The organism is Dactylosporangium sp. NPDC006015 (genome assembly GCF_040614215.1).
In the GTDB taxonomy this organism is placed as follows: domain Bacteria; phylum Actinomycetota; class Actinomycetes; order Mycobacteriales; family Micromonosporaceae; genus Dactylosporangium; species Dactylosporangium maewongense.
Genome location: NZ_JBEXUD010000008.1, coordinates 348,513 through 374,869 on the forward strand (window position 1 = coordinate 348,513; position 26,357 = coordinate 374,869).

26 protein-coding genes are annotated in these 26,357 nt (G+C 74.0%); 18 read left to right on the forward strand and 8 right to left on the reverse strand.

Features of this window, described 5'->3' with window-relative positions; genetic code table 11:
* Positions 1 to 169 precede the first annotated feature (169 nt).
* From ABZ321_RS17470 to ABZ321_RS17480, 3 genes are read left to right on the forward strand one after another with little or no spacing between them, the layout of a single operon-like run.
* Positions 170 to 658, forward strand: a complete 489-nt coding sequence (locus ABZ321_RS17470) for a nuclear transport factor 2 family protein (protein WP_354892142.1) — start codon at positions 170 to 172, stop codon at positions 656 to 658.
* Positions 658 to 1,503 (forward strand): fumarylacetoacetate hydrolase family protein, encoded by an 846-nt coding sequence (locus ABZ321_RS17475; RefSeq protein ID WP_344510504.1) that lies wholly within the window; start codon positions 658 to 660, stop codon positions 1,501 to 1,503. Before ABZ321_RS17470 ends, ABZ321_RS17475 begins: the two co-directional genes overlap by 1 nt.
* A 23-nt stretch (positions 1,504 to 1,526) precedes the next feature.
* The gene (locus ABZ321_RS17480) at positions 1,527 to 1,931 is read left to right on the forward strand and encodes a hypothetical protein (protein WP_354892145.1); all 405 of its coding nucleotides are present in this window, start codon (positions 1,527 to 1,529) and stop codon (positions 1,929 to 1,931) included.
* 120 nt (positions 1,932 to 2,051) lie between these two features.
* Here ABZ321_RS17480 and ABZ321_RS17485 read toward each other — a convergent pair whose 3' ends face one another.
* On the reverse strand, positions 2,052 to 2,771 hold the full coding sequence (locus ABZ321_RS17485) for a GntR family transcriptional regulator (RefSeq protein WP_344510500.1): 720 nt from the start codon (positions 2,769 to 2,771) through the stop codon (positions 2,052 to 2,054).
* Between the two features lie 136 nt (positions 2,772 to 2,907).
* On the opposite strand from ABZ321_RS17485, the gene ABZ321_RS17490 reads away from it, so the two are divergent.
* Positions 2,908 to 5,241, forward strand: coding sequence for a pyruvate dehydrogenase (locus ABZ321_RS17490; protein WP_344510498.1), 2,334 nt, complete (start codon positions 2,908 to 2,910; stop codon positions 5,239 to 5,241).
* Between the two features lie 4 nt (positions 5,242 to 5,245).
* On the opposite strand, the gene ABZ321_RS17495 is transcribed toward ABZ321_RS17490, so the two are convergent.
* Positions 5,246 to 5,806 carry a hypothetical protein gene (locus tag ABZ321_RS17495; protein ID WP_354892149.1) on the reverse strand — a complete coding sequence of 187 codons (561 nt, stop codon included), beginning with the start codon at positions 5,804 to 5,806 and terminating at the stop codon, positions 5,246 to 5,248.
* The gene (locus ABZ321_RS17500) at positions 5,803 to 10,470 is read right to left on the reverse strand and encodes a glycoside hydrolase family 38 C-terminal domain-containing protein (protein ID WP_354892152.1); all 4,668 of its coding nucleotides are present in this window, start codon (positions 10,468 to 10,470) and stop codon (positions 5,803 to 5,805) included. Before ABZ321_RS17500 ends, ABZ321_RS17495 begins: the two co-directional genes overlap by 4 nt.
* Here ABZ321_RS17500 and ABZ321_RS17505 point away from each other — a divergent pair.
* Entirely contained in the window at positions 10,469 to 10,726 is a 258-nt protein-coding gene (locus tag ABZ321_RS17505) for an RICIN domain-containing protein (RefSeq protein WP_354892205.1), read from the forward strand. The genes ABZ321_RS17500 and ABZ321_RS17505 overlap by 2 nt on opposite strands.
* A gap of 75 nt (positions 10,727 to 10,801) precedes the next feature.
* On the opposite strand, the gene ABZ321_RS17510 is transcribed toward ABZ321_RS17505, so the two are convergent.
* Entirely contained in the window at positions 10,802 to 11,629 is an 828-nt protein-coding gene (locus ABZ321_RS17510; protein ID WP_344510490.1) for a helix-turn-helix domain-containing protein, read from the reverse strand.
* A 93-nt stretch (positions 11,630 to 11,722) separates the two neighbouring features.
* Between ABZ321_RS17510 and ABZ321_RS17515 the strand changes: the two genes are divergently transcribed.
* Positions 11,723 to 12,637 carry a hypothetical protein gene (locus tag ABZ321_RS17515; RefSeq protein WP_354892155.1) on the forward strand — a complete coding sequence of 305 codons (915 nt, stop codon included), beginning with the start codon at positions 11,723 to 11,725 and terminating at the stop codon, positions 12,635 to 12,637.
* A 1-nt stretch (position 12,638) separates the two neighbouring features.
* Here ABZ321_RS17515 and ABZ321_RS17520 read toward each other — a convergent pair whose 3' ends face one another.
* Positions 12,639 to 13,751: a hypothetical protein gene (locus tag ABZ321_RS17520; protein ID WP_354892158.1), complete on the reverse strand. Its 1,113-nt coding sequence runs from the start codon at positions 13,749 to 13,751 to the stop codon at positions 12,639 to 12,641.
* Between the two features lie 39 nt (positions 13,752 to 13,790).
* On the opposite strand from ABZ321_RS17520, the gene ABZ321_RS17525 reads away from it, so the two are divergent.
* Genes ABZ321_RS17525 through ABZ321_RS17535 form a run of 3 tightly spaced genes read left to right on the forward strand, consistent with a single transcriptional unit; the run spans position 13,791 to position 15,721 of the window.
* A complete protein-coding gene (locus ABZ321_RS17525; protein ID WP_354892161.1) occupies positions 13,791 to 14,417 on the forward strand; it encodes a YdcF family protein in 627 nt (208 codons plus the stop codon).
* Between the two features lie 12 nt (positions 14,418 to 14,429).
* Positions 14,430 to 15,137 (forward strand): glycosyltransferase family 2 protein, encoded by a 708-nt coding sequence (locus tag ABZ321_RS17530; RefSeq protein ID WP_344510791.1) that lies wholly within the window; start codon positions 14,430 to 14,432, stop codon positions 15,135 to 15,137.
* 14 nt (positions 15,138 to 15,151) lie between these two features.
* A complete protein-coding gene (locus tag ABZ321_RS17535; RefSeq protein ID WP_354892164.1) occupies positions 15,152 to 15,721 on the forward strand; it encodes a hypothetical protein in 570 nt (189 codons plus the stop codon).
* A gap of 40 nt (positions 15,722 to 15,761) precedes the next feature.
* Here ABZ321_RS17535 and ABZ321_RS17540 read toward each other — a convergent pair whose 3' ends face one another.
* Positions 15,762 to 17,336 (reverse strand): cellulose binding domain-containing protein, encoded by a 1,575-nt coding sequence (locus ABZ321_RS17540; RefSeq protein WP_344510481.1) that lies wholly within the window; start codon positions 17,334 to 17,336, stop codon positions 15,762 to 15,764.
* Positions 17,337 to 17,598: 262 nt separating this feature from the next.
* Here ABZ321_RS17540 and ABZ321_RS17545 point away from each other — a divergent pair, with 262 nt between their 5' ends.
* The 5 genes from ABZ321_RS17545 to ABZ321_RS17565 all read left to right on the forward strand — a co-directional run bounded on the left by ABZ321_RS17545 (position 17,599) and on the right by ABZ321_RS17565 (position 21,287).
* Complete coding sequence (locus ABZ321_RS17545) at positions 17,599 to 18,618, forward strand: hypothetical protein (protein ID WP_344510479.1); 1,020 nt, start codon at positions 17,599 to 17,601, stop codon at positions 18,616 to 18,618.
* 149 nt (positions 18,619 to 18,767) lie between these two features.
* Positions 18,768 to 19,148, forward strand: coding sequence for an ATP-binding protein (locus tag ABZ321_RS17550; protein ID WP_344510477.1), 381 nt, complete (start codon positions 18,768 to 18,770; stop codon positions 19,146 to 19,148).
* Positions 19,149 to 19,220: 72 nt separating this feature from the next.
* Positions 19,221 to 19,703 carry a DUF6194 family protein gene (locus tag ABZ321_RS17555; RefSeq protein WP_344510475.1) on the forward strand — a complete coding sequence of 161 codons (483 nt, stop codon included), beginning with the start codon at positions 19,221 to 19,223 and terminating at the stop codon, positions 19,701 to 19,703.
* Positions 19,704 to 19,794: 91 nt separating this feature from the next.
* Positions 19,795 to 20,055 (forward strand): hypothetical protein, encoded by a 261-nt coding sequence (locus ABZ321_RS17560; RefSeq protein WP_344510473.1) that lies wholly within the window; start codon positions 19,795 to 19,797, stop codon positions 20,053 to 20,055.
* Positions 20,052 to 21,287 (forward strand): cupin domain-containing protein, encoded by a 1,236-nt coding sequence (locus ABZ321_RS17565; protein WP_354892171.1) that lies wholly within the window; start codon positions 20,052 to 20,054, stop codon positions 21,285 to 21,287. Before ABZ321_RS17560 ends, ABZ321_RS17565 begins: the two co-directional genes overlap by 4 nt.
* Before the next feature lie 55 nt (positions 21,288 to 21,342).
* Here ABZ321_RS17565 and ABZ321_RS17570 read toward each other — a convergent pair whose 3' ends face one another.
* Positions 21,343 to 21,516 carry a CsbD family protein gene (locus tag ABZ321_RS17570; protein ID WP_344514446.1) on the reverse strand — a complete coding sequence of 58 codons (174 nt, stop codon included), beginning with the start codon at positions 21,514 to 21,516 and terminating at the stop codon, positions 21,343 to 21,345.
* 140 nt (positions 21,517 to 21,656) lie between these two features.
* Between ABZ321_RS17570 and ABZ321_RS17575 the strand changes: the two genes are divergently transcribed.
* The 4 genes from ABZ321_RS17575 to ABZ321_RS17590 all read left to right on the forward strand — a co-directional run bounded on the left by ABZ321_RS17575 (position 21,657) and on the right by ABZ321_RS17590 (position 26,091).
* Positions 21,657 to 23,243, forward strand: a complete 1,587-nt coding sequence (locus ABZ321_RS17575; RefSeq protein ID WP_354892174.1) for a methyl-accepting chemotaxis protein — start codon at positions 21,657 to 21,659, stop codon at positions 23,241 to 23,243.
* 82 nt (positions 23,244 to 23,325) lie between these two features.
* A complete protein-coding gene (locus ABZ321_RS17580) occupies positions 23,326 to 23,658 on the forward strand; it encodes a YciI family protein (protein ID WP_344514442.1) in 333 nt (110 codons plus the stop codon).
* A complete protein-coding gene (locus tag ABZ321_RS17585; protein WP_354892178.1) occupies positions 23,651 to 24,892 on the forward strand; it encodes a DUF6596 domain-containing protein in 1,242 nt (413 codons plus the stop codon). The genes ABZ321_RS17580 and ABZ321_RS17585 overlap by 8 nt, the downstream gene beginning before the upstream one ends.
* A gap of 5 nt (positions 24,893 to 24,897) precedes the next feature.
* Entirely contained in the window at positions 24,898 to 26,091 is a 1,194-nt protein-coding gene (locus ABZ321_RS17590) for an amidohydrolase family protein (RefSeq protein WP_354892181.1), read from the forward strand.
* A 22-nt stretch (positions 26,092 to 26,113) separates the two neighbouring features.
* On the opposite strand, the gene ABZ321_RS17595 is transcribed toward ABZ321_RS17590, so the two are convergent.
* The coding region (locus tag ABZ321_RS17595) for a response regulator transcription factor (RefSeq protein ID WP_354892184.1) at positions 26,114 to 26,357 on the reverse strand (244 nt) is incomplete at its 5' end.

The following is a 26,357-nucleotide window of genomic DNA, read 5'->3' on the forward strand; positions in this document are numbered from 1 at the left end:
GCGTAGGCGGAGTTCCTCGCATCGCGTGGCCAGTGCTGCAGCTTCCGCCGTTCGGGCGAGATCCGGAAGGTCTTGTGCTCGCCCGGGCAGCATGTCAGGCTAGAAAATATATTCTAGCGTCCGTCCCCTGCCGGGCGCGTGCACTCCTTTGCAAGAAACGGAGCCACCCATGTCTGCCCAGACCGAGGCCGAGAAGCGGGAAGCGATCATCGCGTTGAACAACGCGACCGTGGACGAGCACTTCCACAACGAGAACCCGGAGAGCATCGACCAGGCGATCGCGGTCTACACCGACGACATCGTCTGGGAGGTCCCCGCCCGCGGCCTCGTCCATCGGGACAAGGAGACGGTCAAGGCCGAGTACCTGCAGATCTTCGCGGCGATGCACGTCCACAAGATCACCAACCTGCACCGGTTCGCGACCGAGGAGTGGGTCTTCGACGACAGCATCTTCGAGCTGACGATCACGCAGGAGGGCTTCCGCAACTGCCCGTTCCCGCCCGGGACCCGGTGCAGCATGAGGCTGATCCACGCGTTCCAGATGCGCGACGGCAAGATCTGCCGGGAGAACGGCTACGAGATCTGGCGCCGCGCCGACGACACCGACCGCGTCAACGACGACATCCACGCCGACGCCGTCGTCACGGTGTTCGACTGATGCGGCTCGCCAACGTCGCCGGCCGCCTCGTCAGCCAGGAGGGCGCCGACCTGGTCGACGTCGCGTCCGCCAGCGGCGGCCGGTTCGGCCCCGACCCGCACGACGTCCTCGACCACTGGGACGAGTTCCTGGCCTGGGCCGACACCCGCCCGCCGGCCGGTCCGCCGCTGCCTCCACCGCCGGACGCGGGCCCGCCGGTGCCGCGGCCGTCGCAGGTGTTCGGCGTCGGGCTCAACTACGCCGACCACGCCGGCGAGTCCGGCATGGTGCTGCCATCGCAGCCGATGGTCTTCCCCAAGTTCAGCTCCTGCATCACCGGCCCCGGCGCCGTCGACCTGCCGTCTTCGACGGTGGACTGGGAGGTGGAGCTGGTCGTGGTGATCGGCCGCCCCGCCCGGCACGTCGCCGAGGCGGACGCATGGTCGTACATCGCCGGACTGACGATCGGGCAGGACCTCAGCGACCGGACGCTGCAGTTCGCCGGCGGCACGCCGCCGCAGTTCGGCCTGGGCAAGTCGCTGCCCGGCTTCGGGCCCATCGGCCCGTGGCTGGTGACCCCCGGCGAGCTCGGCGACCCCGACGACCTGGAGATCGGCTGCCGCCGCAACGGCGACGAGGTCCAGCACTCACGCACCAGGCACCTCATCTTCACCGTGCCCGCGCTGGTGGCGTTCCTGTCGTCGCACCTGCCGCTGCGCCCCGGCGACCTCATCTTCACCGGGACCCCGGCCGGCGTCGGCTTCGGCCGCGACCCGGCCGTCTACCTGCGCCCCGGCGACGAGCTCGTCAGCACCATCGAGGGCCTCGGCTCGCTCGTCACCCGCGTCACCGGGAGCGCCTCGTGACCGCCGGCTGCACACCCTGCGAGATGGAGGCCCTCGAGGACGCCGCGGTGGTCTTCCGCGACGACCTCTGGGCGTGCGAGGTGCTCGACGGCTTCGACGTCCCCGGCTGGTTCGTGCTGCGGGTCCGCCGCCACGCCCTGCGGATCAGCGGCCTGAGCGACGCGGAGCTGGCCACGTACGGCCGCCGCGCCCGCGACCTCTCCGCCGCCGTCAGCGAGGTGACCGGCGCCCCGGCCACCTACATGCTCACCTTCGGCGAGGCGAACCCGCACTTCCACACCCTGGTCGCCGCCCGCGGCGACGAGGTCCCGCCGGAGCGCCGGCTGGGGGGCATCATGCAGCAGCGCACCGACCGGCTGGACCGACCCGCCGCGCTGGCCCTCGTCCCGGCGATGGCTGAGGCGTACGCCCGGCACGCGGCCCGCTAAACACCACGAAGACCGCCGGCCGGGGCGCCCCGCGCGCCGCAGCGACGCCCTGGCCGGCCCTCGGACCCGATGCACGGACGTGTCCCGTCCGGGGTCGGGTCCTTTGCCGTCCCTGCGGTGTCAGGAGGTTGGGGGAAGAGCGGCCATCCACTCGAGGCAGGCGAGCTCGTGCTCGGCGAGGTGCTCGTTGACGGCCAGCTTGAGCTCGGCCGGGGAGCCGGTGCGGGCGGCGTCGATCAGGAGGCGGTGGGCGATCTCCCGGCGGCGGCGCTCCTCGCGGTCGATCTGGTAGGTCTCGTAGACGACGCGGGTGTAGCGGTCGCAGGCGTGCCACAGCTGCTCCAGCAGGCGCAGGTCCCACTCGGTGAGGGCGGGGCGGAGCAGCGCGAGGTGGAACTGCTTGTGGATCTCCCAGGACTCGTCGGCGTCGAGCTCGTAGTGGGTGAACGCCTTGAGCAGGCGCTCGGCCTCGTCCAGGTCGGCGGGGGTCAGGCCGATGCAGGCGCGGGCGGCCAGGTCGCACTCGATGAGCTTGCGCAGCCGGTAGATCGAGCGGAGCTCGTCGCGGTCTAGCGGGTTGACGATCGCGCTGCGGCCGGGGCGCAGGGTGATGAGCCCCTGGGTCTCCAGGCGCCGGAGGGCCTCGCGGACGGGGATGTGGCTCACCCCGAGCTGCACGCTCAGGTCGGCGATCGAGAAGCTCGAGCCGGCCTTCAGTGTGCCGTTGAGGACGCCGCGCCTGATCTCGGCGGTCACCCGGTCCACGGCGGAGTTCGGCCCTGCGACGGACCGCAGTCCGACCCGGCCGGCTGACTTCTCGAGCGACGCCTCAGACACCACGAATATACGGTAGCGCATCCGCGTGCGTTTCGGTGTGTTGCCTGGATCGCCTTGCCACGCAGGGGAGTCGTACACCTGCAACGGCTGCCACAGGAGACTCTTGCGTCTATCATATATTCCACCCTACTGTGGCATCATGACCAGCATCCTCCACACACCGGTGGTGCCCGTGACGGATCAGGCCGAGCCCGACGCCCTGCAGCAGGTCCAGGACCGGGTGCTGTGGCTGTCCACGGCCATGGTCCACCATGCCAACCGGGTCCGGCCCAACCCGAGCGGGCTCAAGGTCGGCGGGCACCAGGCGTCGTGCGCGTCGATGGTGTCGATCATGACGTCGCTGTGGTTCGAGCAGCTGCGGCCGGGAGACCGGGTGTCGGTCAAGCCGCACGCGTCGCCGGTCCTGCACGCCGTCAACTACCTGCTCGGCGAGCTGGACGAGTCCTACCTGCCACGGCTGCGGGAGTTCGGCGGGCTGCAGTCCTACCCGAGCCGCGCGAAGGACCCCGACCCCGTCGACTACTCGACCGGCTCGGTCGGCATCGGCGCGACCGCACCGATCTGGGGCGCGATCGCCAGGCGGTTCGTCGACGCGCAGACCGACGCGAGGACCGGCGGCGGCCGGCAGTACTCACTCGTCGGCGACGCCGAGCTCGACGAGGGCGCCGTGTGGGAGGCGATGCTCGACGCGTCCGTCGCGGAGCTCGGCGAGGTCGTCTGGATCGTCGACCTCAACCGGCAGTCCCTGGACCGGGTCGTGCCGCACATCGCCGCCGGCCGGCTGGAGCAGATGTTCGCCGCCGCCGGCTGGCAGGTGATCACGGTGAAGTTCGGCCGGCTCCTGGAAGAGCTGTTCACCCGGCCGGGCGGCGCCGAGCTCAAGCGCCGGATCATCGACATGCCCAACCCGGAGTACCAGCGGCTGCTGCGCTGCGGCGCCGACGAGCTGCGGGCCCGGTTGCCCGGGACCGACCCGAAGGTCGCCGCGCTGGTCGCGGACCTCGACGACGACACCCTGACGAAGGCGATCCGCAACCTCGGCGGCCACGACCTCGACGCGCTGCGAGCCGCCTTCGCGCAGATCGACGACACCCGCCCGACGGTCGTCATCGCGTACACCATCAAGGGCTACGGCCTGCCCACCCAGGGCCACCCGCAGAACCACTCCTCGCTGCTGACCGTCGAGCAGTACGAGCAGCTCGCCGCCGGCCTGGGCATGGACGCCGGTCGGCCGTGGGTGCGGTTCGCCGCCGACTCCGCCGCGGGCAGGCTGTGCCGCGACACGGCGGACCGGCTGCGGCGCGAGACCCCGGCGGCCGTGGCGCCGCCCGCCATCCCCACCGATATCGGCCGGACGCCGTCCGGCACGTCCACCACGCAGGCCGCGCTCGGCCGGGCGCTGCTCGACCTGACCCGCGAGGCGCCCGAGGCGGCCCGCCGGGTGGTCACCGTCAGCCCCGACGTCAGCTCCAGCACCAACCTCGCCGGCTGGCTCAACAAGGTCGGCGTGTGGTCGCCGACGGAGCGGCACAACTGGTTCGCCGACGACAGCGAGACCACCATGCACTGGCGGGAGCGCCCCACCGGCCAGCACATGGAGCTGGGCATCGCCGAGGTCAACCTGGTGGGTCTCATCGGCGAGCTCGGCGCCACCTGGAGCCGCTGGGGCCAGCCCCTGTTCCCGATCGGGGTGCTGTACGACCCGTTCGTCGAGCGGGCCCTCGAACCCTGGTCCTACGGCATCTACGCCGGCGGCCAGTCGATCCTCGTCGGCACCCCGTCCGGGGTGAGCCTCGCGGCCGAGGGCGGCGCGCACCAGTCGATCAAGACGCCGTCGATCGGCCTGGAGCAGCCCGGCTGCGTCAGCTTCGAGCCGGCGTTCGCGATCGAGGTCGAGTGGACGCTGTTCGACGCGATCTCCCGCCTCGGCCGGCCCGACGGCAGCTCCTCCTACCTGCGGCTGTCGACCCGCCCGGTCAACCAGGCCCTGGCCGCGGTCCCCACCGACCCGGCCGCCCGCGAGCGGCGCCGCCGCCAGGTCCTGGCCGGGGCGTACACGCTGCGCGCCGCGACGGGAGCGACCCCGGCGGTCACGCTCGTCGGGATGGGCGCGATGGTCACCGAGACCCTGGCGGCCGCGGACCGGCTCGCTGGCCTCGGCGTCGACGCCGAGGTCATCTGCGTGACCAGCCCCGGCCGCCTGTTCGAGGCGGTCCAGGCGCGCCGCGGGCAGGGCGACGGGCCGTCGTGGATCCTCGACCAGGTGTTTCCCGAGCACCGGGCCGCGCCGATGGTGACGGTCCTCGACGGGCACCCGCACACACTCGCGTTCCTGGCCACGGTCAACCGGGTGCGGACGCTGTCGCTGGGCGTGTCACGGTTCGGCCAGGCCGGCGGCCTGGAGGACGTCTACCGCTACCACGGCATCGACACGGACTCCGTCGTCCGGGCCGCGCTGGACCTGACCGGCTGAGCGGTCAGTGCCGGTGCACGGCGTCCGGGTGCCTCGGGTCGCCGGGGTGCTCGTAACCGGGCGCCAACCGCACCAGCGCGGCGCAACGCTCCTCGAGCCACCGCGCGAACCGCCGCTCGGCGTCCTCCGCGCCGAGCCGGGCGGCGAGCGCGTCACGCACCTGCGCGAAATCCAACGGGAAGAGGTCCCGGTTGCGGTCGTAGTACGCCGCCGTGTCCGCCTCGGTGGCGGGCACCGGCGGCGCCACGACCGCGCGGAGCGACCGTGCGAGGGGATGGGCCGCGACGACCGCCGCGGTCACGCCGCCGGACCGCAAGGCCTCCGCGAGCGTCACCTGCCGGGGCGCGTCGCCGGAGGCCGCTGTCACCCCGAGCGCGTGTGCCTCGTGGGCGACGACCGCCTCCACGGTCAGCACCTGCACCAGCCAGCGGCGGAGGTTGCGGCCCTCCGCGGTGGCCGGGTCGGGGAGCCGCGCCGCGTAAGGCCCCTGGCGCATCGCCGCGAGCCGCGCGTCGACCGCGGCGACGTCGAGCGGCCTGCCGGCCACCCAGGCGACGGCGGTCATGGCAGCACCGTGACGGTGACCGGCGCCGTGTAGTGCAGCTCGCCGGCGTGGGCGACCTTGCACAGCGCCCACCAGGTGCCCGGGTCATGCCCGTCCGGGACCGTGACCGGGATCCGCAGCGTCGTCCGCCCACTCAGGTCCACCCGGCGCGAGGGTGCCGGGAACACGTCCCAGGTGTGCCACGGGCTGATGAGCTGCACGTCGACGACGATCGGCCCGGCGGCGTCGGTTTCGAGCGAGAGCTCCAGCTGGCTGGACTGCCCGGGGCGCAGTCGCAACGGGCCGGGGTCGCTCCAGGCGGCCGTCACGGTTTCGGGTCCGTCGACGCCGACGAGCAGCCGCACGAAGTCCTCAACACCGTGCGAGGTGCTGGCGCGCAGCCAGTACACCCCCTGCCGAATATCCAACGGAGGATGGATTACGACCTGGTGCCGGACGAATTCGCCCGGCGGAAGGTCGAACGCGAACCCGCCCGGCTCCGCCCCGAACCCCGGCGGCACCTCGAGCGAGACGGTGCCGGCAGCGCGGTCGCGGGCCAGATCCGACGCCACGGTCACCGTCACGGCCACCGCCCCGCCGCCGCTCACGACATCAGTGGCGGGTGTGACGGCAGCAGCCAGCGCATCGGAAGCCGCCGACGTGACAGGAGCTGCGGACATGGCGGGCACGGCGAGGGTTGCCGGAGGTGCCGGCGCTTCGGGCGTTGTGGGAATTGCGGTCGCGTCGAAAGCCGCGGGCACGGCGCGCATGGCGGGAGATGTCGGAGTCGCGGGAGTTGCGGCTGTGTCAGGCGCGTCGGGTGCGGCGGCCGCGTCAGGCACGTGGGGCGGGGCGGTTGTGGTGGGCGCGTCGGGTGCGGCGGCCGCGTCAGGTACGTGGGGCGGGGCGGTTGTGGTGGGCGCGTCGGGTGCGGCGGCCGCCTCAGGTACGTGGGGCGGGGCGGTTGTGGTGGGCGCGTCGGGTGCGGCGGCCGCCTCAGGCACGTGCGGCGGGGCGGTTGTGGTGGGCGGGGCGGTCGGCGTGGGGGTGATGGTGGCGACGGGTGGGTCGAGGTGGACTGTCACCGGGAGGTTGCCGGTCGGGGCTGGGCCGGTGTTGTGCAGCCAGTACTTCGCGTAGGCGGGGGCGGCCGGCGCCGGGGCCGGGGCGATGGGGTCTGTGTCGGCCGTGAGCTGCGCGATGCTTGCACCGTCCAGCGACAGCAGCACCGCGCCGTCGCGCACGGGCAGCACGGGGGCGGGTGATTCCAGGAGGTTGGTCGAGTGGGCGGCCGTCACCGGGGTCCACAGGGCGAGCCGGACGTCGGTGGGGGAGCCGGACGCCTCGTAGAGGCGCACCGTGACGTTGTTGACCGTGGCTGGGGGGATTCCAATGGCGAGTGGATTTCCTGAAGGCTTGAGCGCGGTGACGACGATGTCGCCGGTGGATGAGACGGTCAGGTAGCTTGCGGACTCAGCGGAGGAGCCGGGGACCACGCGGGCGTGCAGTGGGTGGTTCACCTCGTGGCCGTGCCGCACCAGGGCGGTGGCCCGCCAGTCGCCGGGGCCGGCGACGAGGGCGGCGTCGAAGGTGTGGGTCCAGTGCTGCTGCTGAAAGGTCGAGCCGTCGGGTGCGGTGCGGCGCGGCGGGTCGATCCACACCCCGGACGGCCAGCCGGTGCAGGAGCGCAGCAGCGACAGGTGCAGCGCGCCGGTGGTGTCGACGGCGAAGCCGGGGATGCCGCGGTTGACGATGGCGACGGTCCGGTCGTCGAGATCGGGGTCGGGCATGACGGTCAACGGCTGCGTCACCGGCACGGTCCCGGTGGCGGCGAGGTCGTCGCACAGCGCCTCGACCGCGCCGGCGCCGATGACGATGAGCACCGGCAGGTCCAGGACGCCGGTGAGGTCCGCGTTGGGCACCCACACGTCCGTCAGCGGCCGAGCCGCGGGCACCAGCACCCGGGCGCGGCCCGCGGCGGCGAGCTGCCGGTCGACCTCGCCGGCGTACGAGGGGTCCGCGGCGGCGAGGACGGCCTCCGTGAACGCGGTCCGGCCGACGCTGATCCGCACGTCCGGCAGGTTGGAGTCGACGGCGAGTCGCCCGTAGCGCGGGCCGCCGGGCCGGGACGTCGTGGCGGTGACCCCGCGCCGCACCAGCGCGACGGCGAGGTCCCGCACGTCCTGCGCGGCAACGATCTCGGCGATCCCGATCGCTCTGGTGTGCCGGCGTACGCCGGACAGGTCGTGCACGTCGACGCGGGCGGTGCTGGAGACCGCGAACCAGTGCTGCGCCGGGTTGTCGAGGGTCCACGGCGCCTGCCCGCTGTCGACCTCGACGAGCCCGAAGCCGCGGCCGACGACGGCGTTGCCGACCTCGCTGACGGGCAGCCCGCCGGGGACGTCCACCGGCCAGCACAGCCGGACGAGATGGTCCTCGCCGGTGAAGTCGTCGACCCGGGTGGCGAGGCCGAGGCGCTCGTCGCCGTGCCAGAGGGTCAGGGTCTGCGTGAACCGCAGCGGGCCGGCCGCGCCGGTGACGGTGATCCGCTCGCCGAGCGGGCCGTGCTCGACCAGGACGCCCGCGGCGGGCTCCCGGGCGGAGCCGTGGGTGGCGGGGCCCTTCGGCAGCAGGTGCCAGGGCCCTTCGTGGAAGCGGGGGTGGGCGGAGTACTCGTCGTAGACGAGCAGCTCGTTGCCGACCCGGCCGGGCCGCAGCAGCTCGCGGCCGGTGCGCAGGTCGACGAGGCTCGACACGCAGCCGCCGCGGGCCGGGTCGACCGTGAGGCGGTAGACGTCGTTGGCGATGACCGGCTCGCCCCCGGTCGCAGTCCAGCCGAAGGCCGGGGCGGAGGCAAGGGCGGAGGCCGGGGCGGAGGCCGGGGCGGAGGCCGGGGCGGAGGCAAGGGCGGAGGCCGGGGCGGAGGCCGGGGCGGAGGCAAGGGCGGAGGAGAGCGTCAGGGGGAAGGCGCGGTAGCCGAGCGACGGCACGTCGGTGGCGCGGAAGACCACGTCGACCGAGGCGAGGGTGCCGTCCTCGTGGTGGCGCGGGTGCTCCAGCTGGACGGGCACGTCGCCGACCGTGAGGCCGGTCGTGCCGGGGCGGGGCAGGTCGACGCGGACCCGGACCAGGTCGGTGCGGGGCCAGGCCGACGGGTTGAAGACGACCACGGACCGGTCCGGCCCCCCGCCGGGTCGCGGGCCGAGCCGGTCCAGCGCCCCGTCCAGCACGGACCCCGCCAGGTCGTGCGCCTCCCGCCAGCCGGTCAGCAGGTCCAGGTACACCTGGTCGGACTCGCTGCCGGTGATGGCGTCGTGGTGGGCGCCGTACACGAGCTGCCGCCACGCCTTGTCGACCTCGGCGTGCGGGAACTGCGCGCCGTGCAGCGCGGCGGCGACGGTCGCGAAGAGCTCCGCGTCGACCAGCAGCGCCTCCACGTGCCGCTGCGCCTGCTTGGTGTCGATGAACGACACGTCCTTGCCGGTGTAGACCGGGTTCATGTCGCGGGTCTGCGGCGCGGCCGGGACACCGTCGGCGGCCAGCTGCGCGCGGACCGCGGCGAAGAACTCGCGGGGCAGCCCGCACACGAAGCGGGGCCAGGCGTAGCGGGAATTCCACTCGCGATGGATTTCCGTCACCCACTTCGCCGGCGGCGTGTAGTCGGTGCCGACGGGCAGCAGCACGTTGCGGGTCGCGGCGACCTTCTTCAGCAGCAGGAACAGCTCGTAGACGCTCTGCTGCGCGCCGGCGAGGGTCGGCTGGGCGTCGATGTGCCAGCCGGCCGAGTAGTGCGCGGGCATGTAGTGGGTCAGCACGCCGCGGCCCGAGGGGGAGATCCACTCGAACTCGGAGCTGAACTGCATCGCCGACGGGTCGCCCCAGCCGTCGCGCGGCTCGTACGTCCACAGCATCGGCCCCCACTGGTGGAACGGGCCGCGCGCCCACGACGACGAGTCGAGGCCGGCGTCGGCGACGAGCCCGGGGAACTGCGGGTCGTGCCCGAAGACGTCGAGCTGCCAGGCGGTGCGGGGGTCGCCGCCGATGACGTCGCGCTGGAAGCCGATGCCGTGCACCAGGTTGCGGATCGTCGACTCGGCGGAGGTGAGGTTGGTGTTGGGCTCGTTGTAGGTGCCGCCCATGAGCTCGAGGCGGCCCTCGGCGAGCAGGGTCCGCAGGTACCGGCGGTCCTCGGGGTGACTGTCCCAGTAGGGTTTCAGGTAGTCGAGCTCGGCGAGGACGAACTTGTAGTCCGGGTCGCGGCGGGCGGTCTCCAGGTGCAGCCGGACCAGGTCGAAGCCGGTGTGCTGGAACGCGGCCCGGAACTCGGTGCCGAGGCGGCCCTCGCGGTCCCACGTCGCCGTGTAGGCCGCCTGGGTGTTCCACCAGACCGGGTCGTAGTGGAAATGCGGCACCATCCACACCGTCCAGCCCGGTTCGGCGACGACGAGGGAGGCCTCGACCGTGTGCCCACCGGTGGCGGTCACCCGGATCGGCACCGTCGCGCCGGGCGGCGCGGTACACGAGACGCCGACCTCAACCAGAGGTCCACTGTGGACGTCGGCGTGGCCCGCGACGCCGTCGCCGGTGATGTCCAGCCGTCCCGGCCAGTCCTCGACCTCGACGCGGACGACCTGCAGCGGGCCGGTGAGAAACAGTTCGGTGCCGGTGACGCCGACGATGCGCATGTGCTGGTTCAGCCTTTCACCGCGGAGCAAGTGCCTGGACGTGAATGGTGCCGCCACCGCGGACGGCCCGCCGGTCATCATCTACGACTGCCACACGGGCGCCAACCAGCAGTGGAGCGTCAACGCCGACGGCACCGTCGTCAGTGTCGCGTCCGGCAAGTGCCTCGACGCGACCGCGCACGGCACGGCCAACGGCACCCCGCTGGCCATCTGGACCTGCAACGGCGGCGCCAACCAGCGCTGGTACCGCACCTGAGACCCCGGCCCGCCCGGGCGCCGCACCGGGCGGGCCGTCTCCTCCCCAGGGGGCACGTGTACTGCAAGTTCGGGGTCACTCCCGGTTGAGCTCCCGGAACCGGCCGGGGGTGACGCCGACCTCGCGGCGGAAGAAGCGGCAGAAGTACGCGGGGTCGGCGAACCCGACGGCGTGCGCGACCTGCGCGACGCTCAGCCCGGTCCGGGCCAGCAGCCGCCGCGCCTCCAGGGCCTGGGCGCGGCGGATCAGCCGGCCGGGCGGCTCGCCGGTTGACGCCTTCACCGCCTCCGTCAGGTGGCTGGTGGAGACGCCGAGCCGCGCCGCGTAGGCCCGCACGGTCGGCGCGATCCCCGTGTCGTGGGTGAGCAGCCGGCCGAACCGCTCCGCCACGCCCGGCGCCGGATCCGCGGGCCTCGGCGCGCCGAGGCGCAGCGCGCGGACGACGAGCACGTGCAGCAGCGCGGCCAGGACGGTGGTGAAGCCCGGCCGGCGTTCGGTGTACTCGAGCGCCATCGCGGCCAGCAGCGACTCGAGGCCGGCCGCGTCGCCGGGGGCGGGTCGCAGCCCGGGCGCGGCCGACAGGGCCGTCAGGGCGCGGCGGTCCTCCGGGTGCTGGTGCAGCGCGTCGTCGGCGAAGACGATCACCCAGCCGTCGAGCCCGCAGACGTCCCGCCAGTGGTGCACCTGCCCGGGTGCGACCGCGAAGAGCTGCGGCGGCCGCAGGCGGTGCGCGGCGAGGTCCACGACGTGCGCGCCGGTGCCGCGGGTGACGTAGACGATCTCGTGGAAGCTGTGCCGGTGCGGGAAGCCGGCCCGCGCCATCGGCCCGAACCAGTCGAACGAGCCGATCGCGAACGGCAGCGGCGCCGGGTCCGGCACGTCCAGCTCGTGCCTCGGCAGCACGTCCTCCACCTTTCTGTAAAGAATCCTCAAAGTAACTCGCTCATGTACCGCGGTCAATGCCGATGCTTGACGGCCGTTCCTAGGATCGCGCCCATGCATGCGTTGCGAGTGATCCTCGCCTTCTCCTTGGCGTTCTCCATGGCCGCCTGCTCGTCCAAGCCGAAGCGCACGAAGAACAGGTCGTCGGACCACTCGAACGCCGGCGTCACCGGCACCAGCCCGACGCGCCGCGCCAGCAGCACGCCCGGCGGCACGGCGTTCCTGACCGCGCTCGGCCGGATCGAGGCGGGCGACGCCACCCGCAAGGTGGTGCGGTTCTCCGACACCACCGCGCTCAACGGTCTCGGCGCGGAGTGGAAGGCCCTCGCCGGCTACGGCACCCACAGCGCGAGCCCCGGCGAGGGCTACGGCATCAACCACACCACGGCCACCTACGCCGTCACCGCCGGCACCGGCCCGATCGTCACCGTGCTCGCCGGCGGCCAGGACCCGGCCACGGTGCAGGCGGCGCTGACGGCGAAGGGCTGGACCGCCGACGGCGACCGCCTGATCGCGCCGAAGCAGTCCGCCGACCGGGCCGCCGGCGTCTACCCGGTGGTCCGCGCCATCGGCTCCGACGTCCTCATCGGCAGCGCGGGCGCGACGCTGGACGTCGTCAGCGTGGCGAGGTCCCTCGCCGGCGATCCGGTGCCGCGCTCCCTCGCCGACTGCCTCGGCGGCGTCGTGGTCGCCCATTACGCCAGCACCGCGACCGGTGCCGTCGCCGTCGGCACGCTCCGCCCGTCGTCGGACGCGAAGATCCACGCCGTGGTGTGCTCCGTCGCGGCGTCCCCGGCCGCCGCTGAGCAGTCGGCCGCCGCGCAGCGCACCGCGTACGGCAGCGGCACCGCCCCGCTCGCGAACGCCACCGTCACCGTGACCGGATCGGTCGTCCGCGTGGACGGCGTCGTCACCGGCCCGAAGGTCGTCCTGGACGCCTTCACGCGGAGCATCCTGCCGGGTCTGTAGCTCAGCCGACCATGCTGTCGAGCACCGCACGCAGGAACGCGGTGCGGTCGGCGGGAGGGCCCCACGAGTCCTCGACCCGGCACAGCAGCAGCACCCGCGCCGGGACGCCGTGCCGCGCGTACGCGACGAGCTTGTGGTGTCCGTCGAGGACCACCCCGACGAAGAACCGCTCGGGGTGGTCCATCCGCACGTCGCGGTCCTCCACCCACGCGGTGACCACGGCGGTGGGCCGTTCACCCGCGGCGATCCTTGCCGTGTGTGCCGCCACGGTACGCGGATCGACGGCCGCGAGGTCCTGGGACGGCAGCACCACGGCGAACGTCGGCCGCACCCCGGGCACCGTCGTGCGCAGCTGGAGATGGCCGGTGCCGGGCCAGTCGACCTCCGGCACGTCGAAGGGCTCCTCGTCGACGCGCAGCTCGTGGCGCCGCACGCACCAGGACGCGGCCGGGTCGCTGACCACCTCCAGGTCCAGGTCGGCGAGCGCGGCCAGGTAGTGCCCGGAGCGCAGCCCCGTCAGCAGCGGCGCCACCGCGTCCAGCACGTCCCGGTCCAGCGCGGTCACGTCGCCGAGCCGCTCCCGCACCAGCTGCGACAGCGCCGCCGCGGGCCGCTCCGGCCACCCGATGAGGTGCAGCGTGGTCTCGCACGTGCCGCAGTCGGAGCCCACCCCGTACAGTGGCGACCCGCCGACGAGGAGCGACTTGAACCAGCGCGGCCAGGTCGAGCCGGGTGGCGTCGGGTCGTAGTCGATGCCGACGACGCCGCGCCCGTCGGCGACCACGAGCCTCGCCCGGTCGTCGCCGAGCGGCTCGACGTCCTCCACCCGCGGCCGGGCCTCCGTCGCCGGCGTCCAGGCGGCCCACGCCAGGCGCACCGCGTGTGGCCAGGCGTCGCGGTCGAGGGGGAGCACCGGGTCGTGGCCGGTCAGCCGGACCAGCGCGTGGTGCAGTCCGAACAGCGCCTCCCCCGGCGCCTCACCCACCCGTTCCCGCAGCGGCCCGATCGCCGCGGGGTCGCCGCGTTGCTCGACGGTCACGACGAGCCGGTCGTGCTCGAGCCCGGTGAGCCGCGGCAGCCGCGCCAGCAGCGAGGCGAGATCGTCGTCCGTCACCCGCGCAGTCAAGCACGGCGCGGTGAGTACGGTGGGATCGTGACGGCGCCGGTGACGACCGTGCTGCTGGTGTTCGGGCGAGGGGTCGCGACCGCCGGCGGGGAATGGGTGCTCACCCCGGCGGGTGCCGCCAGGGTCGACGCCGCGATCGGCTACGTCTCGGCGCACCGGGACGCGTTCGACGCCGCGGCGGCGCCGCTGGTCGTGTTCAGCGGCGGGTGGGCGGAGGCGGCCGAGGGCGCGCCGCGACCGCCGGAGGGCTGCCGGGAGGGTGACCTGATGGTGGCCCGGGCGCGGACCGCCGGGCTCGACCGCCACGCGGCGCTGCGGACCGAGTGCCGGTCGCGGAGCACCCTGGAGAACCTGCTGCACACGGCCGAGGACGGCCTGCTCGCCGGGCACGAGTTCGGCCCCGGGCACCCGCTCGGGCTGGTCTCGCACGCGTGGCACCTGCCGCGGATCCGGTTCCTCGCCCGCAAGGTGCTGCGGCTGCGTGGTGCGGCGCTGCTCGACGTGCCCGCGACCGGCGGCGAGCCGGCGTCGCGGCGGGAGCGGGCGCTGCACGTCGCGTCGCGGCTCTGGTTCCTGGGCGTCGCCGACCCCGCCGGGCTGCTGCGCCGCGAGCGGGCGGCGGTGGCGGCATTGCGCCGCCGCCCGGCTGGGTAACAGGCATCCGTGATGTTTCTGCTGCCGGTGTACGAGCCGGGCCACGGCCTCGTCAGCACCGTCATCGCGCTGTCCGGGGCGCGGCCGGGGGCGCACGTCGTCGTGGTCGACGACGGCAGCGGACCGGCCGCCGCGGGCCTCCTGCACCGCGCCCGGGAGCTGGGCTGCACGGTGCTGCGACACGGGACGAACCGCGGCAAGGGCGCGGCGCTGAAGACCGGCTTCCGGCACATCGCCGCGGCGCACCCCGGCCAGGCGGTCGTCTGCGCCGACCCCGACGGTCAGCACCTCCTGGAGGACATCCTCCGGGTCGCCGAGCACGTGGAGGTCGGCGGCCAGATGGTGCTCGGCGTTCGCCGCTTCGAGGGCCGGGTGCCGCTGCGCAGCCGCTTCGGCAACGCCGTCACCCGCGTGTTGTTCCGCGCCGCGACCGGCCGCGGCGTCCGGGACACGCAGACCGGGCTGCGCGGCTACCCGGCGGACCTGCTGCACTGGCTGTGCGGGATCCCGGGCGAACGGTTCGAGTACGAGATGAACGTCCTGCTGCACGCCGCGCGCGCCGGCCGGCAGATCAACGAGACGGTCATCGCCACCACGTACATCGGCGACAACGGCACCTCGCACTTCGGTTCGCTGTCCGACTCGGCCCGCGTCTACCGCCCGCTGCTGCGTCACGCGCTGTCATGGAGGGGTGCGCGTAGCCGGCCGGTTACGCGATGAGGGATCATGGAGGCATGGAACCGACCACTGGCCGCCGCCCGACCCAGAAGACCGCAGTGAGCGAGGGCGAGGCTGGGTGGGTGCCGATCGCGGAGCTGACCGAGCTGGCGCGGGCGCTGCTGGGTGAGCGGCCGAGCGGCCGCGACGTCGTGCCCCTGGCGGTCGCGGAGCGGATCAGCCGGCTCGCGGCGCAGTGGGCGTCGGCCGGGTTCACCGCCGCGACCGTGCGCCCGTGGGTGGACCTGCAGCCGGCCGCGGCCGCCGTGCTGGCCAAGGCCGGTGCGACGCCGGAGGCCCTCGACCGGCAGGTCGTCACCGTGTCCGGCGCCGCCATGACCCTGTGGCGGGCGGTCTGCTCCGGCGCGGTGTCCGCCGCCGACGCCGCCGCCGCACTGCGACCCGCCGGCGGTGCGCCCGCGCCCGCCCCCGCTCCCAGCGCCGCCCCTGCCCCCGTCGGCGTCGAGGCGCCGGCGCGGGCGAAGATCGCTCCGGCGGTGTTCTCCCACCCCGCGACGGAGACGGTGCACGACACGGCCGAACAGCGCCGCCGGTCCGCTCCACCGGCGACGCCGTTCAGTGCGTGAGCCGTCTCAGCGCGGTGCGTGAGCCGGCTCAGCGCGGGTCTCAGCCGGTGTACGCGGCGAAGATGCGGCTGAACTCGTAGGGCTGCTGCGGGATGTTGGTGCACATGTAGAGCGCGCCGGTGCACGCGTTGCGGTCGCGGGTGGTCTCCCAGAACGACAGCATGCCCAGGTGGTTGGCCTGCGCGAACGCCACCAGCTGCCGAGCGTCGGCCTGGTCGTAGGTGCCGCCGTCGTCGTTCTTGCCCAGCATCGGCGTCACGCCGACCATCCGCCACAGCTGCGCGTCGGTCTTCGCCGGGTACAGGGTCTTGAGCTGCGCGAACGTCGACTGCGCCGCCTGCACGGCGAAGTTGCCGTAGTCGCCGCTGCTGCGCTGGTAGTCCATCGCCATGACGTTGACCAGGTCGAGGTTCACCCCGGCGTCGCGGGCGGAGCGGACCACGGCCACGCCGTCGGCGGTGAGGCCCTCCGGCAGGACCGGCAGGGTCAGGGAGATCTTCAGGTTGGGCCGGGCGGCCTGCAGCAGCGCGAGGGCCTGCGACCGGCGCGCGACCGTGGTCGGGTCGGCCACCGCCGCGCCCTCGATGTCCAGGTCGATGTAGTTGAGCTGGTACGCGTCGACGACGGCCTGGTACTCCGCCGCGACGGCCGCGGGGGTGCCGCAGGCCTGGGCGAGCTCGATGCCGCTCGCACCGCCGAAGGAGATCTTGACGTCGCCGCCGCGGGCGCGGATCGCGTCGATCTGGTCCTTCGCCCACGCGGCCCTCGGGTCGTATGCGTTGAACCACGACGCCTTGCAGCCGGCGCTGTTGACGAACGCGAGGGTGAAGCTCTTCAGGTTGCCGGCGGTCGCCATGTCGGGGAGTGACGGGGTCGGCCACGCGCCCATGTCGACGTACGGTGCGACGGGCACCGCGGTGCCGCCGCCACCACCACCCGCGGTGGTGCTGACGCTGACCTGGTTGCTCGCGGCGGAGGTGTTGCCCGCGGCGTCGCGCGCCTTGACCGTGAACGTGTAGGCCGTCGACGCCGACAGCCCGCCGACCGTGCCGCTGGTGCCGGTGACGGTGGTGGCCAGGGTGCCGCCGCGGTAGATGTCGTACGCGGTGACGCCGACGTTGTCGGTCGAGGCGTTCCAGGCCAGGCTGACGCTGGACGAGGTGGCGCCGGTGCCGCGCAGGCTCGCCGGGGCGGTCGGCGCCTGCGTGTCGGCCACGCCGGCGCAGCTGGCGCCGTTGAGCTTGCAGTTGGCGGGCTTGCCGCCGCCGGAGACGAGGAACCCGAAGCTGGTCGACGCGCCCGGCGCGAGCGTGCCGTTGTAGGTCCGGTTCGTCGCGGTGACGTGGGTGCCGGCCTGGCCGGCCAGGGTGTCCCAGTAGCTGCCGAGCGTGGTCCCGGCCGGCAGGTCGAACTCGACCTTCCACGACGTGACGGTCGCCGCGGAGCCGTTCGCGATCGTGTACTTCGCCTGGTAGCCGGAGCCCCAGTCGGAGTCGTACGTGAGGGTGGCGGTCAGCGAGCCGGCCGCTTCCGCGGTCCCGGCGAGGACGGCCGTGCCGCCCGCCGCCAGGATCGTCGCGGCGGCGACCAGCACCAGCCGGTGTCGTAGCGCCATCTATGCCTCCAGCGTTGGTCTGATTGATGCCCAACGATAAAGAAAGTTAACTAAAAGTCAATGGGTCGTTCCCGGCGCTCGATCTTTGCTTCGCGAGCCCCCGGATCGGAGGAGGATGGGTGTCGCGCCGCCGAAGCTGGGTAGCGCTTCCTTGTCACGCGTCCCGCGTCACGCCTGGTTCGGATTCGCCGCGCGAACTTGCTGGTTTGTCACGCTTTGTTCGGATTCGTCACGCCTGGTTCGGTTTGCCGAGGGAGGGCCCATGTTCAACCCGCTGGAGCACCCGGGACTGCCGGTAGGCCGCCAGGGCCGGCACTGGCACGAGCTCGACGTCGAGGCGACCCAACTGCGCTCCGCCGAGCCCGGCGCGAGCGGCCGGGTCGACGAGATGGAAGCCCTCCAGGCGGCCGCCGCCCTGTTCAACCGCCGTGCCGCCCTGCGCTGCCCCGACCTGGAGTCCCAGCGTGCCGTGCAGCGCCTCGGCCTGGCCGCCACGGCCCGCCACGACACGCTCGCCGCGCTGCACCCGTTCGCCGGGGCCGCCCTGTCCCCGGGTGGCGACCAGAGCCTCTGGGCCCAGCTGGTCGTCCAGGAGTGCGCCGCCTGCGCCATGTACCACACGTTCCTGGAGCAGGAGACCGACCGCCGGCTGCGCCAGCTGTGGGAGCTGCACCTGCAGATGGAGCTCGCCGCCCTCCACACCGCCGGCGACCTGCTCCGCCTGCACGAGGACCGTGACCCGCAGGAGCTGATGGCCGCGATGCCGGCCGCCGGCGTGGCCGACCTGCCGGCGATGCTCACCGAGCACCAGTCCCGGATCGACGAGCAGTTCGACAGGACCGCGGCCGCCGCGGGGGAGGACCGCTACACCGCGTTCGGCGAGCTCGCCTGGATGATCGCCGTCCACGAGACGATCGAGGAGGAGATCGTCCACCCGCTCACCCGACACCTCGACCCCCCGGACCACCTCGCCGACCACCTGCTCGACGAGGAGCGCCGGATCAGCGAGGCCCTCGCCGACGTCTCCATCAGCCTCGGCGACGTCGACGGCCTGGCCGCCGTCCACGCCATGCTGCTGGCCCACACCCGGCGCGAGTCGACCGAGGAGTTCCCGCTGCTGCGCGCCGGCATCCCCGCCGCAGAGCTCGCCGACCTGGCCACCGCCGCCTGGGCCGCCGAGTCCCAGGCCTGTGCCGGCGCGACCGCGCGCCCGGGCATGCCGCAGGCCTCCGACCTCGTCCGCGACGTCCTGCGACCCACCGCCCAGCAGCTACCCGTGTGACCGCCGGCCAGCACGGGTCCGGCACGGTTCGGGAGCGCGCCTGATGGGTACTGTCCTGCTCGGGGGACGAATTGGCAGGCCACGAGTTGGCAGGCCACGAGACGGGCGTAAGGACGCGGTAACCGATGACACGCGACCGGATACGCTCTGTGACTCGGGAGTTCACCGGCGATGGCCTACGCCGCGTCCGGGAGCTCGTCGAGCAGACCGCCCGCCTCGCCGGCGTCTCCGCGTCCAACGTGCGCGATCTGGTGATCGCGGTCAGTGAGCTCGCCGCCAACGCGATCCGCCACGGCGGCGGCAGCGGGCGGATCGTCATCGAGCAGACGGACGAGGGCGTGCGGGTCGAGGTCAGCGACCACGGGCCGGGCCTGCCGGAGTTCGTGTCGCGGGAGCTGCCGGCGCCCGAGGAGATCAACGGCCGCGGCCTGTGGATGGTCCGGAACCTGTGCCGGGACCTGCACATCACCAGCACCGCCCGCGGGGTCACGGTCCGGCTGTTCATGCCCCGTGCAGGGCGCACCGCTTGAGGCTTTCGCCGCCACTGTACTGACGGAGCGCGCCAAACCTTCACCGGGTGGTTCAACGATACGGTTGAAGTCATGACTGACGCTGCCACCCCGGAGGCGATCGCCGGCCGGATCCTCGCCCTGCCCGGCGTCGAGCTGCTGCTCGCGACGCAGGAGTCGGGGGCGCCGGAGACGAGCTGGGGCGACCGGTTCTTCTACGTCGGCCCGGACCGCAGGATGCCGTTCGCGACGATCGTCGGGCGGGACACCCCCGGCTGGGACGAGGCGTCGCGGCTGGACCGGCCGGGCGTGTTCCGGGTCAACGTGCACGCCGGGCGCGAGGCGTTCGAGGCGCACCTCGGCTACCCGCCCGCGGAGCTGCCCGAGCGGCAGGCGGGCATCGACTTCGCCGGGCTCGACGAGATCCTGCCGCACCCCGCATACGGGCGGCAGGGCTGGGTCTGCGTGCTCAACCCCGGCGCCCGTACCGCCGCCGACCTCGACGACCTGATCGCCGTGGCGCACCGGCACGCCACCGAGGCCGACCTGCGCCGCCGGCCGGGAACGCCGGGCTGAGCGGGGCGTGAGCCGCTTTGCGTCGATTCGATTGCCTTCGTGGTGGGCGGGGTAACGGGAAGCTCCGACCCGATCAGGATGGAGTTCAGCGATGGCGCTCAACGACGACGACATCACCACCACCCCGCCCGGCCCGGGCCCCGAGGGACCCGCCGACGGCGGTGCCGTGCCGGCCGCGCACGACGGCGGCGCGGACGGTGGCGCGACCATGGACGAGGGCACCGCCGACGGCGGCGCGAACATCGAGGCCGAGGACGGCGGCGCCGACGGCGGTGCCGATGAGGGCCCCAACGACGGCGGCGCTGACGCGCGCGCCACGGACGGCGGCGCGGACGGCGGCGCGAGCGAATGACCGCAGACAGCGGCGGCGCCGGTCAGAAGGTGAGGTCAGCGCTGCGCCGATGCGTCCCGATCCCCGCCGACGACTTCGCCGAGCGGCACTGGGACCGCACGCCGCTGCTGTCGCGCCGGGCCGATGACTACACCGACCTGCTCGACCTCGACGACGTCGACGAGCTGCTGAGCCGCCGGGCGTTGCGCACACCGTTCGTGCGGATGGCCCGGCAGGGCAAGGTGATCCCCGCCGCGCGGTACACCGGCGGCGGCGGACCAGGAGCCGAGGTCGGCGACCAGGTCCTGGACGAGCGGGTCTTCGAGCAGCTCGCCGGCGGTGCGACGCTGGTGCTGCAGGGCCTGCACCGGCTGTGGCCGCCGCTGGTCGACCTGGCCGGTGACCTGGGCCGGGAGCTGGGCGTGCCGGTGCAGGTGAACGCGTACCTGACGCCGCCTGGCAACCAGGGCTTCGCCACGCACTACGACACGCACGCGGTCTTCGTGCTGCAGGTCGCGGGCACCAAACGGTGGCGGGTGCACCCGCCGGTGGTCCCCGACCCCGTCGAGCGGCAGCCGTGGGGCGGCCGTGCCGAGGAGGTCGCCGCCGTCGCCGCGGGCGAGCCGCACCTGGACGCGGTCCTGGAGCCGGGCGACTCGCTGTACCTGCCGCGAGGCTGGCTGCACGCCGCCGGTGCGCTCGACGACTGGTCGCTGCACCTGACGATCGGCCTGCGCGCGCCGACCCGGCTCAGCGTCGTGGAGGCGCTGCTGGACCTCGCCGCGGACGCGCCGGCGCTGCGGGCGGGGCTGCCGATGGGCGCCGACCCGGGCGACGGGTCGGCGATCGCCCCGTTGCTCGCCGACACTGTGAAGGCGCTGCACGAGTGGCTCGACACGCTGCGCCCCGACGAGGTCGCCGACCGGTGGCGCCGCGGCCGCGGAGCGGGGGCCCGGCCGGCGCCGCTGCGGCCGGTCGCGCAGGCGGCGGCGCTCGCGCGGCTGGCCGCGGGCGACCGGGTCCGGCTGCGGCCCGGCCTGCGGATCCAGGTCACGGAGCCGGACCCGGGGCACGTCGCGATCGCGGCACCGGACCGGACGGTCACGATGCCGGCGGTCTGCGTGGCGGCGGTCCGGGCACTGCTCGACGGCCGGGCGCACGCGATCGCGGACCTGCCCGGCCTGTCGACGGACGACGGCGTCGTCCTCGCCCGCCGGCTGCTGACCGAGACGATCCTGGTCCTGGACCTGTAGCCGGACATGTGAAAGGCCTGCGTCCCGGCGGGACGCAGGCCTATTTTCACCGCGCTCAGTCCTTGAACGCGTCCTTGACCTTCTCACCGGCCTGCTTGAGGCTGCCCGAGGCCTTGTCGACCTTGCCCTCGGCCTCGAGCCGCTCGTTGCCGGTGGCCTTGCCCGCGCCTTCCTTGACCTTGCCGGCGGTCTCTTCCGCCTGGTTGTCGATCTTGTCGCTCAGTCCCATGGCGAACCCCAATCGCAGAAGGTCGGTGCCGCTGCCGGCACCCACCAGTAGTGGTGCCCCTGGTGCAGCGGGCGAAACGGTGCGGCGAGTCACCTCAGGCGCACCTGACCGCAACCGATCTGAACCTCGAGGTGATGGCGATGACGCGCTGGCTCGCGAACCGGGCGGTCCGCACCAAGGTGCTGCTCGTGGTGGCGATCCTGGGCGTCGTCGCGGTCGCCGGCGCGGCCCTCGCGTCGGTGCGGCTGCACGAGCTCAAGACGGAGGCGGAGGCGCTGTACGTCCGCGGGCTGCTGCCGGTCGCCGGGCTCAGCGAGGCCCGCAACGACATCTCGACCGTGCGCGTCGCCGCGCTCAACCACGCGCTCAGCACCGACCCCGCGAAGAAGGCGACGTACGAGCAGGAGGTCGCCGCGGCCGCCACGGGCTTCGCCGCGGACCTGGCCACCTACCGCGGGACGACCGGCACGCCGGCCCGCGCCGACGAGATCGCGGCGGCGTTCGCCGGCTACCACGACGCGGTCACGACGCAGCTGTTCGCCGCCAGCAGGGCGGGGAACCTCGCCGAGATCGAACGGATCCGCGACGACGTCACCGCCCCGCTCGCCTCGAAGGTGTTCGACCTGGTGCAGCGGACGGGGGAGGCGGAGCGCGTCGCCGCGGAGCACCGCCGGGACCGGGTCCGCGACGCGTACGACAACGCGCAGCGCTGGACGTGGGCGCTGCTCGTCGCGGGGCTCGCCCTGGCGGTCCTGTTCGCGCTGATGGTCGCCGGTCAGCTGGTCCGGGCCGTGTCGCAGGTCGGGCACGTCGTCGCCGGGATCGCCGTCGGGGACCTCACCCGGACCGCGGACGTCGCCGGCGCCGACGAGCTCGGCGCGATGGCGGGCGCCCTGAACACCGCCACCGGACAGCTGCGCGAGTCGGTGCTCGCCGTCGGCGCGAGCAGCGCGTCGCTCGCCGGGGCGGCGCAGGAGCTGTCGGCGGTGAGCAACCAGATCGCCGTCAGCGCGGCGGACGGCAGCACCCAGGCCGCCGTCGTGTCACGGTCGGCCGGGGAGGTGTCCAGCAACGTCCAGACGGTGGCCGCCGGCACCGAGGAGATGGGTGCCGCCATCGCCGAGATCGCCCGCAGCGCCGCCGACGCCGCCCGGGTCGCCGGCGGCGGCGTGGTGACCGCGCAGCAGGCGTCGGCGACGATCCGCAAGCTCGGCCACTCCAGCGGCGAGATCACCACCGTCCTGAAGGCGATCACCGCGATCGCCGAGCAGACGAACCTGCTGGCGCTGAACGCGACGATCGAGGCGGCGCGGGCCGGCGACGCCGGCAAGGGCTTCGCCGTCGTCGCCGGTGAGGTGAAGGACCTGGCGCAGGAGACCGCCAAGGCGACCAGCGACATCTCCGCCCGCATCGACGCGATCCAGCAGGACGCGGCCGCCGCCGTCGCCGCCGTCACCCAGATCGCGGCCGTCATCGACGAGACCAACCAGTACGCCACGACGATCGCCGCCGCCGTCGAGCAGCAGAGCGCCACCACGAACGAGATGACCCGCAACGTCGCCGAGGCCGCGTCCGGCGCCAACGAGATCGCCAGCAACATCAGCGGCGTCGCGCAGGCGAGCCAGGTCACCAACGACGGCGTCACGCAGACCCGCACGTCGGCCGACGACCTCGCCCGCATGTCGGCGGAGCTGCAGCAGGTCGTGTCCCGCTTTCAACTCGCATAATTTTTTTCCGCGCATGCTGTCCGGTCGGCGGGGTCCCGCTCGTCACCATGGTGAGATCCCGTCGAACGAAGGGCCCGTCACCATGAAGTACATGATGTTCGTCTGCACCGACACCGAGCCCGACACCGACCCGGCGCCCGAGCCGGACATCGTCGCCTGGGTCGCCGGGCACGACGGCGCCGGGCGGCGGGTGACGGGCCACCAGCTGGCCGCGACGTCCGCCGCGACGACCGTCCGGGTCCGCAACGGTGAGCTGCTCGTCTCCGACGGCCCGTTCACCGAGACCAAGGAGGTCATCGTCGGGTTCGACATCCTGGAGTGCGCCGACCTGGACGAGGCGATCGAGGTCGCCCGGGCCCACCCGATGGCGCGGGCCGGGCGGCTGGAGCTGCGGCCGTTCGCGACCTTTGCATAACCCGCCGGCTGACGGCGATCCGGTCGCGGCGGCGGCCGTCGACGCCTATCCGAGGATCGTCGCCACGCTGATCCGGGTCACCGGCGACTGGGCCCTGGCCGAGGACTGCGCGCAGGACGCCCTCGCCGCGGCCCTGGAGCGGTGGCCGCGCGACGGCGTGCCGGACAACCCGGGCGGGTGGCTGATGACGGCCGCCCGCAACCGGGCCGTCGACGTGCTGCGCCGCGCCGCCGTGGAGCGCCGGAAGCTGCAGGAGATCGCCGTGCTGACCCCTGCCGAGGAAGCGGTCCCGGGCGAGCTCGACGACCGGCTGCGGCTCATCTTCACCTGCTGCCATCCGGCGTTGCCGCTCGAGGCGCGGGTGGCGCTGACGCTGCGCACCATCTGCGCGGTGCCGACCGCCGACATCGCCCGGGCGTTCCTCGTCACCGAGTCCGCGATGACCCGGCGGCTCACCAGGGCCAAGTCGAAGATCGCGGCGGCCGGCATCCCGTTCCGGGTGCCGGCCGGCCGGGCGCTCACCGAACGCCTCCCCGGCGTCCTCGCCGTGCTGTACCTGCTGTTCACGCAGGGCTACAACGCCGACGGCGAGCCCGCGTTCGCGGACGAGGCGATCCGCCTGGCGCGGCTCGTCGAGCGACTCATGCCGGACCAGCCGGAGGTGCCGGCGCTGCTGGCACTGTTCCTGTTCCAGCACTCGCGGCGCGCCGCCCGCCGTGGCGCGGACGGCGAGCTGCTCACCCTCGACCGGCAGGACCGCGGCCGCTGGGACCACGCCGCGATCGCCGAGGCGGTCGAGGTCCTGCGGCGGGTGACGGCCGACGGACCGTACGCGCTGCAGGCCCGCATCGCCGCCTGCCACGCCACCGCCCCGTCGCCGGACCTGACCGACTGGGCGCGGATCGCCGCGTGCTACGACCGGCTCGCCGCCGCGCAGCCGTCACCGGTGATCGAGCTCAACCGGGCCGTCGCGCACGGCTACGCGTACGGGCCGCGGGAAGGCCTGGCGCTGCTCGCCGCGGTCCGCGCGCTCGACGGGCACCCGCACGCCCTGGCGGTAGAGGCCGACCTCACCGGGCGGCTCGGCGAGCACGCGCGCGCCGCGGAGCTGTTCCGGCGGGCCGCCGCGGCGGCGCACAGCGACGAGGAGCGCCGCGCCCTCTCGGCCCGCGCGGCTGAGTGGCACCTCCGTGGTAGCACTGATGCGCCGGACTGCGGTGCGGGCGCATCCTGAGCGCCGTGACCATCGTCCTGCGCGCGGCGCGGCTGTTCGACGGCGCCGCCGGCTCCCTGACCCCCGACCCGGTCGTGATCGTCGACGGCGGCCGGATCACCGCCGCCGGCACCGGCGTGCCCGTGCCCGCCGGGGCGGCCGTCGTCGACCTCGGCGACGCGACGATCCTGCCCGGGCTCGTCGACACCCACGTGCACCTGGCGTTCGACGCGTCCACCGACCCGGTCGGCGCCCTCGCGGACCGCGACGAGGCGGCGGCGCTCGCCGCGATGACCGCCGCCGCCCGGCACGCCACCCGCGGCGGCGTGACCACGGTCCGCGACCTCGGCGACCGCGGCTACCTCGCCCTCGCGCTGCGCGACGCGGTGGCGGGCGACCCGACGCTGCCGACGATCGTCGCCGCCGGGCCGCCGATCACCACACCCGGCGGGCACTGCCACTTCCTCGGCGGTGCCATCGGCGGCAACTCTGGCGGCGGTGCCGCCGGGGTCCGGGCCGCGGTCCGCGAGCGCGCCGAACGCGGCGCCGACATCGTCAAGATCATGGCGAGCGGCGGCAACCTCACGCCGGGCACCCTGCCGGAGCGGTCCCAGTTCGGCGTCGCCGAGCTGCGGGCCGCGGTCGACGAGGCGCACCGGCTCGGGCTGCCCGTCACCGCGCACGCGCACGGCACCCAGGCGATCACCGACGCCCTCGCGGCCGGGGTCGACGGGCTGGAGCACGTGTCGTTCATGACCGCGGACAGCGTCGAACCGGTCCCCGACGCGGTGCTCGCCGCCATCGTGGCGCGGCGGGTGGCGCTCGGCATCACGATCGGCGTCAGGCCGGTCCCGGGCTTCACCCCGCCGCCGGCGGTCCTGTCCCGCCTGCCGCTGCTGCATGCCGGGAGTCGCCGCATGTACGAGGCGGGCGCCGTCATCACCGCCGGCACCGACGCGGGCATCGCACCGATCAAACCGCCGGACGTCGTGCGGTGGGCGGTCGCGCAGCTCGCCGGGATCGGCATGACGCCGGTCGACGCGCTCCGCGCGGTCACGTCGGTCGCCGCGGCGGTGTGCGGGCTCGGCGACCGGAAGGGCCGCGTCGCGCCCGGCTTCGACGCGGACCTCCTGGCCGTCGCCGGCGACCCGCTGCGCGACCCCGCCGCCCTGCACGACATCCGCGCCGTCTACGTCCGCGGCGTGCCCGTCAGCCACTGAAGGCGGGACCGCGGCGGTGTGCTCATTCAGCGAGGAGGCCGTGCTCGCGGGCGTAGAGGGCGGCCTGGGTACGGTCGCGCAGGCCGAGCCGGGTCAGCACCCGCGACACGTGGTTCTTCACCGTGCCCTCGCTGACGAACAGGGCCCGGGCGATCTCGCGGTTCGTCGCGCCCGTCGCGACCAGGCGCAGGATCTCCACCTCCCGGGCCGTGAGCGCGCCGCCCGCCGGGACCGGCGGGTCCGGGGTCGCGGCGGCGAGCCGGGCG

Excerpts from the sequence above, each read along its gene's own strand:
- ABZ321_RS17470 (WP_354892142.1), top strand. The coding sequence starts at position 170 with ATGTCTGCCCAGACCGAGGCCGAGAAGCGGGAAGCGATCATCGCGTTG.
- ABZ321_RS17475 (WP_344510504.1), top strand. The coding sequence starts at position 658 with ATGCGGCTCGCCAACGTCGCCGGCCGCCTCGTCAGCCAGGAGGGCGCC.
- ABZ321_RS17480 (WP_354892145.1), top strand. The coding sequence starts at position 1,527 with ATGGAGGCCCTCGAGGACGCCGCGGTGGTCTTCCGCGACGACCTCTGG.
- ABZ321_RS17490 (WP_344510498.1), top strand. The coding sequence starts at position 2,908 with ATGACCAGCATCCTCCACACACCGGTGGTGCCCGTGACGGATCAGGCC.
- ABZ321_RS17495 (WP_354892149.1), bottom strand. The coding sequence starts at position 5,806 with ATGACCGCCGTCGCCTGGGTGGCCGGCAGGCCGCTCGACGTCGCCGCG.
- ABZ321_RS17505 (WP_354892205.1), top strand. The coding sequence starts at position 10,469 with ATGTGCTGGTTCAGCCTTTCACCGCGGAGCAAGTGCCTGGACGTGAAT.
- ABZ321_RS17500 (WP_354892152.1), bottom strand. The coding sequence starts at position 10,470 with ATGCGCATCGTCGGCGTCACCGGCACCGAACTGTTTCTCACCGGCCCG.
- ABZ321_RS17515 (WP_354892155.1), top strand. The coding sequence starts at position 11,723 with ATGCATGCGTTGCGAGTGATCCTCGCCTTCTCCTTGGCGTTCTCCATG.
- ABZ321_RS17530 (WP_344510791.1), top strand. The coding sequence starts at position 14,430 with ATGTTTCTGCTGCCGGTGTACGAGCCGGGCCACGGCCTCGTCAGCACC.
- ABZ321_RS17535 (WP_354892164.1), top strand. The coding sequence starts at position 15,152 with ATGGAACCGACCACTGGCCGCCGCCCGACCCAGAAGACCGCAGTGAGC.
- ABZ321_RS17540 (WP_344510481.1), bottom strand. The coding sequence starts at position 17,336 with ATGGCGCTACGACACCGGCTGGTGCTGGTCGCCGCCGCGACGATCCTG.
- ABZ321_RS17545 (WP_344510479.1), top strand. The coding sequence starts at position 17,599 with ATGTTCAACCCGCTGGAGCACCCGGGACTGCCGGTAGGCCGCCAGGGC.
- ABZ321_RS17555 (WP_344510475.1), top strand. The coding sequence starts at position 19,221 with ATGACTGACGCTGCCACCCCGGAGGCGATCGCCGGCCGGATCCTCGCC.
- ABZ321_RS17560 (WP_344510473.1), top strand. The coding sequence starts at position 19,795 with ATGGCGCTCAACGACGACGACATCACCACCACCCCGCCCGGCCCGGGC.
- ABZ321_RS17565 (WP_354892171.1), top strand. The coding sequence starts at position 20,052 with ATGACCGCAGACAGCGGCGGCGCCGGTCAGAAGGTGAGGTCAGCGCTG.
- ABZ321_RS17570 (WP_344514446.1), bottom strand. The coding sequence starts at position 21,516 with ATGGGACTGAGCGACAAGATCGACAACCAGGCGGAAGAGACCGCCGGC.
- ABZ321_RS17575 (WP_354892174.1), top strand. The coding sequence starts at position 21,657 with ATGACGCGCTGGCTCGCGAACCGGGCGGTCCGCACCAAGGTGCTGCTC.
- ABZ321_RS17580 (WP_344514442.1), top strand. The coding sequence starts at position 23,326 with ATGAAGTACATGATGTTCGTCTGCACCGACACCGAGCCCGACACCGAC.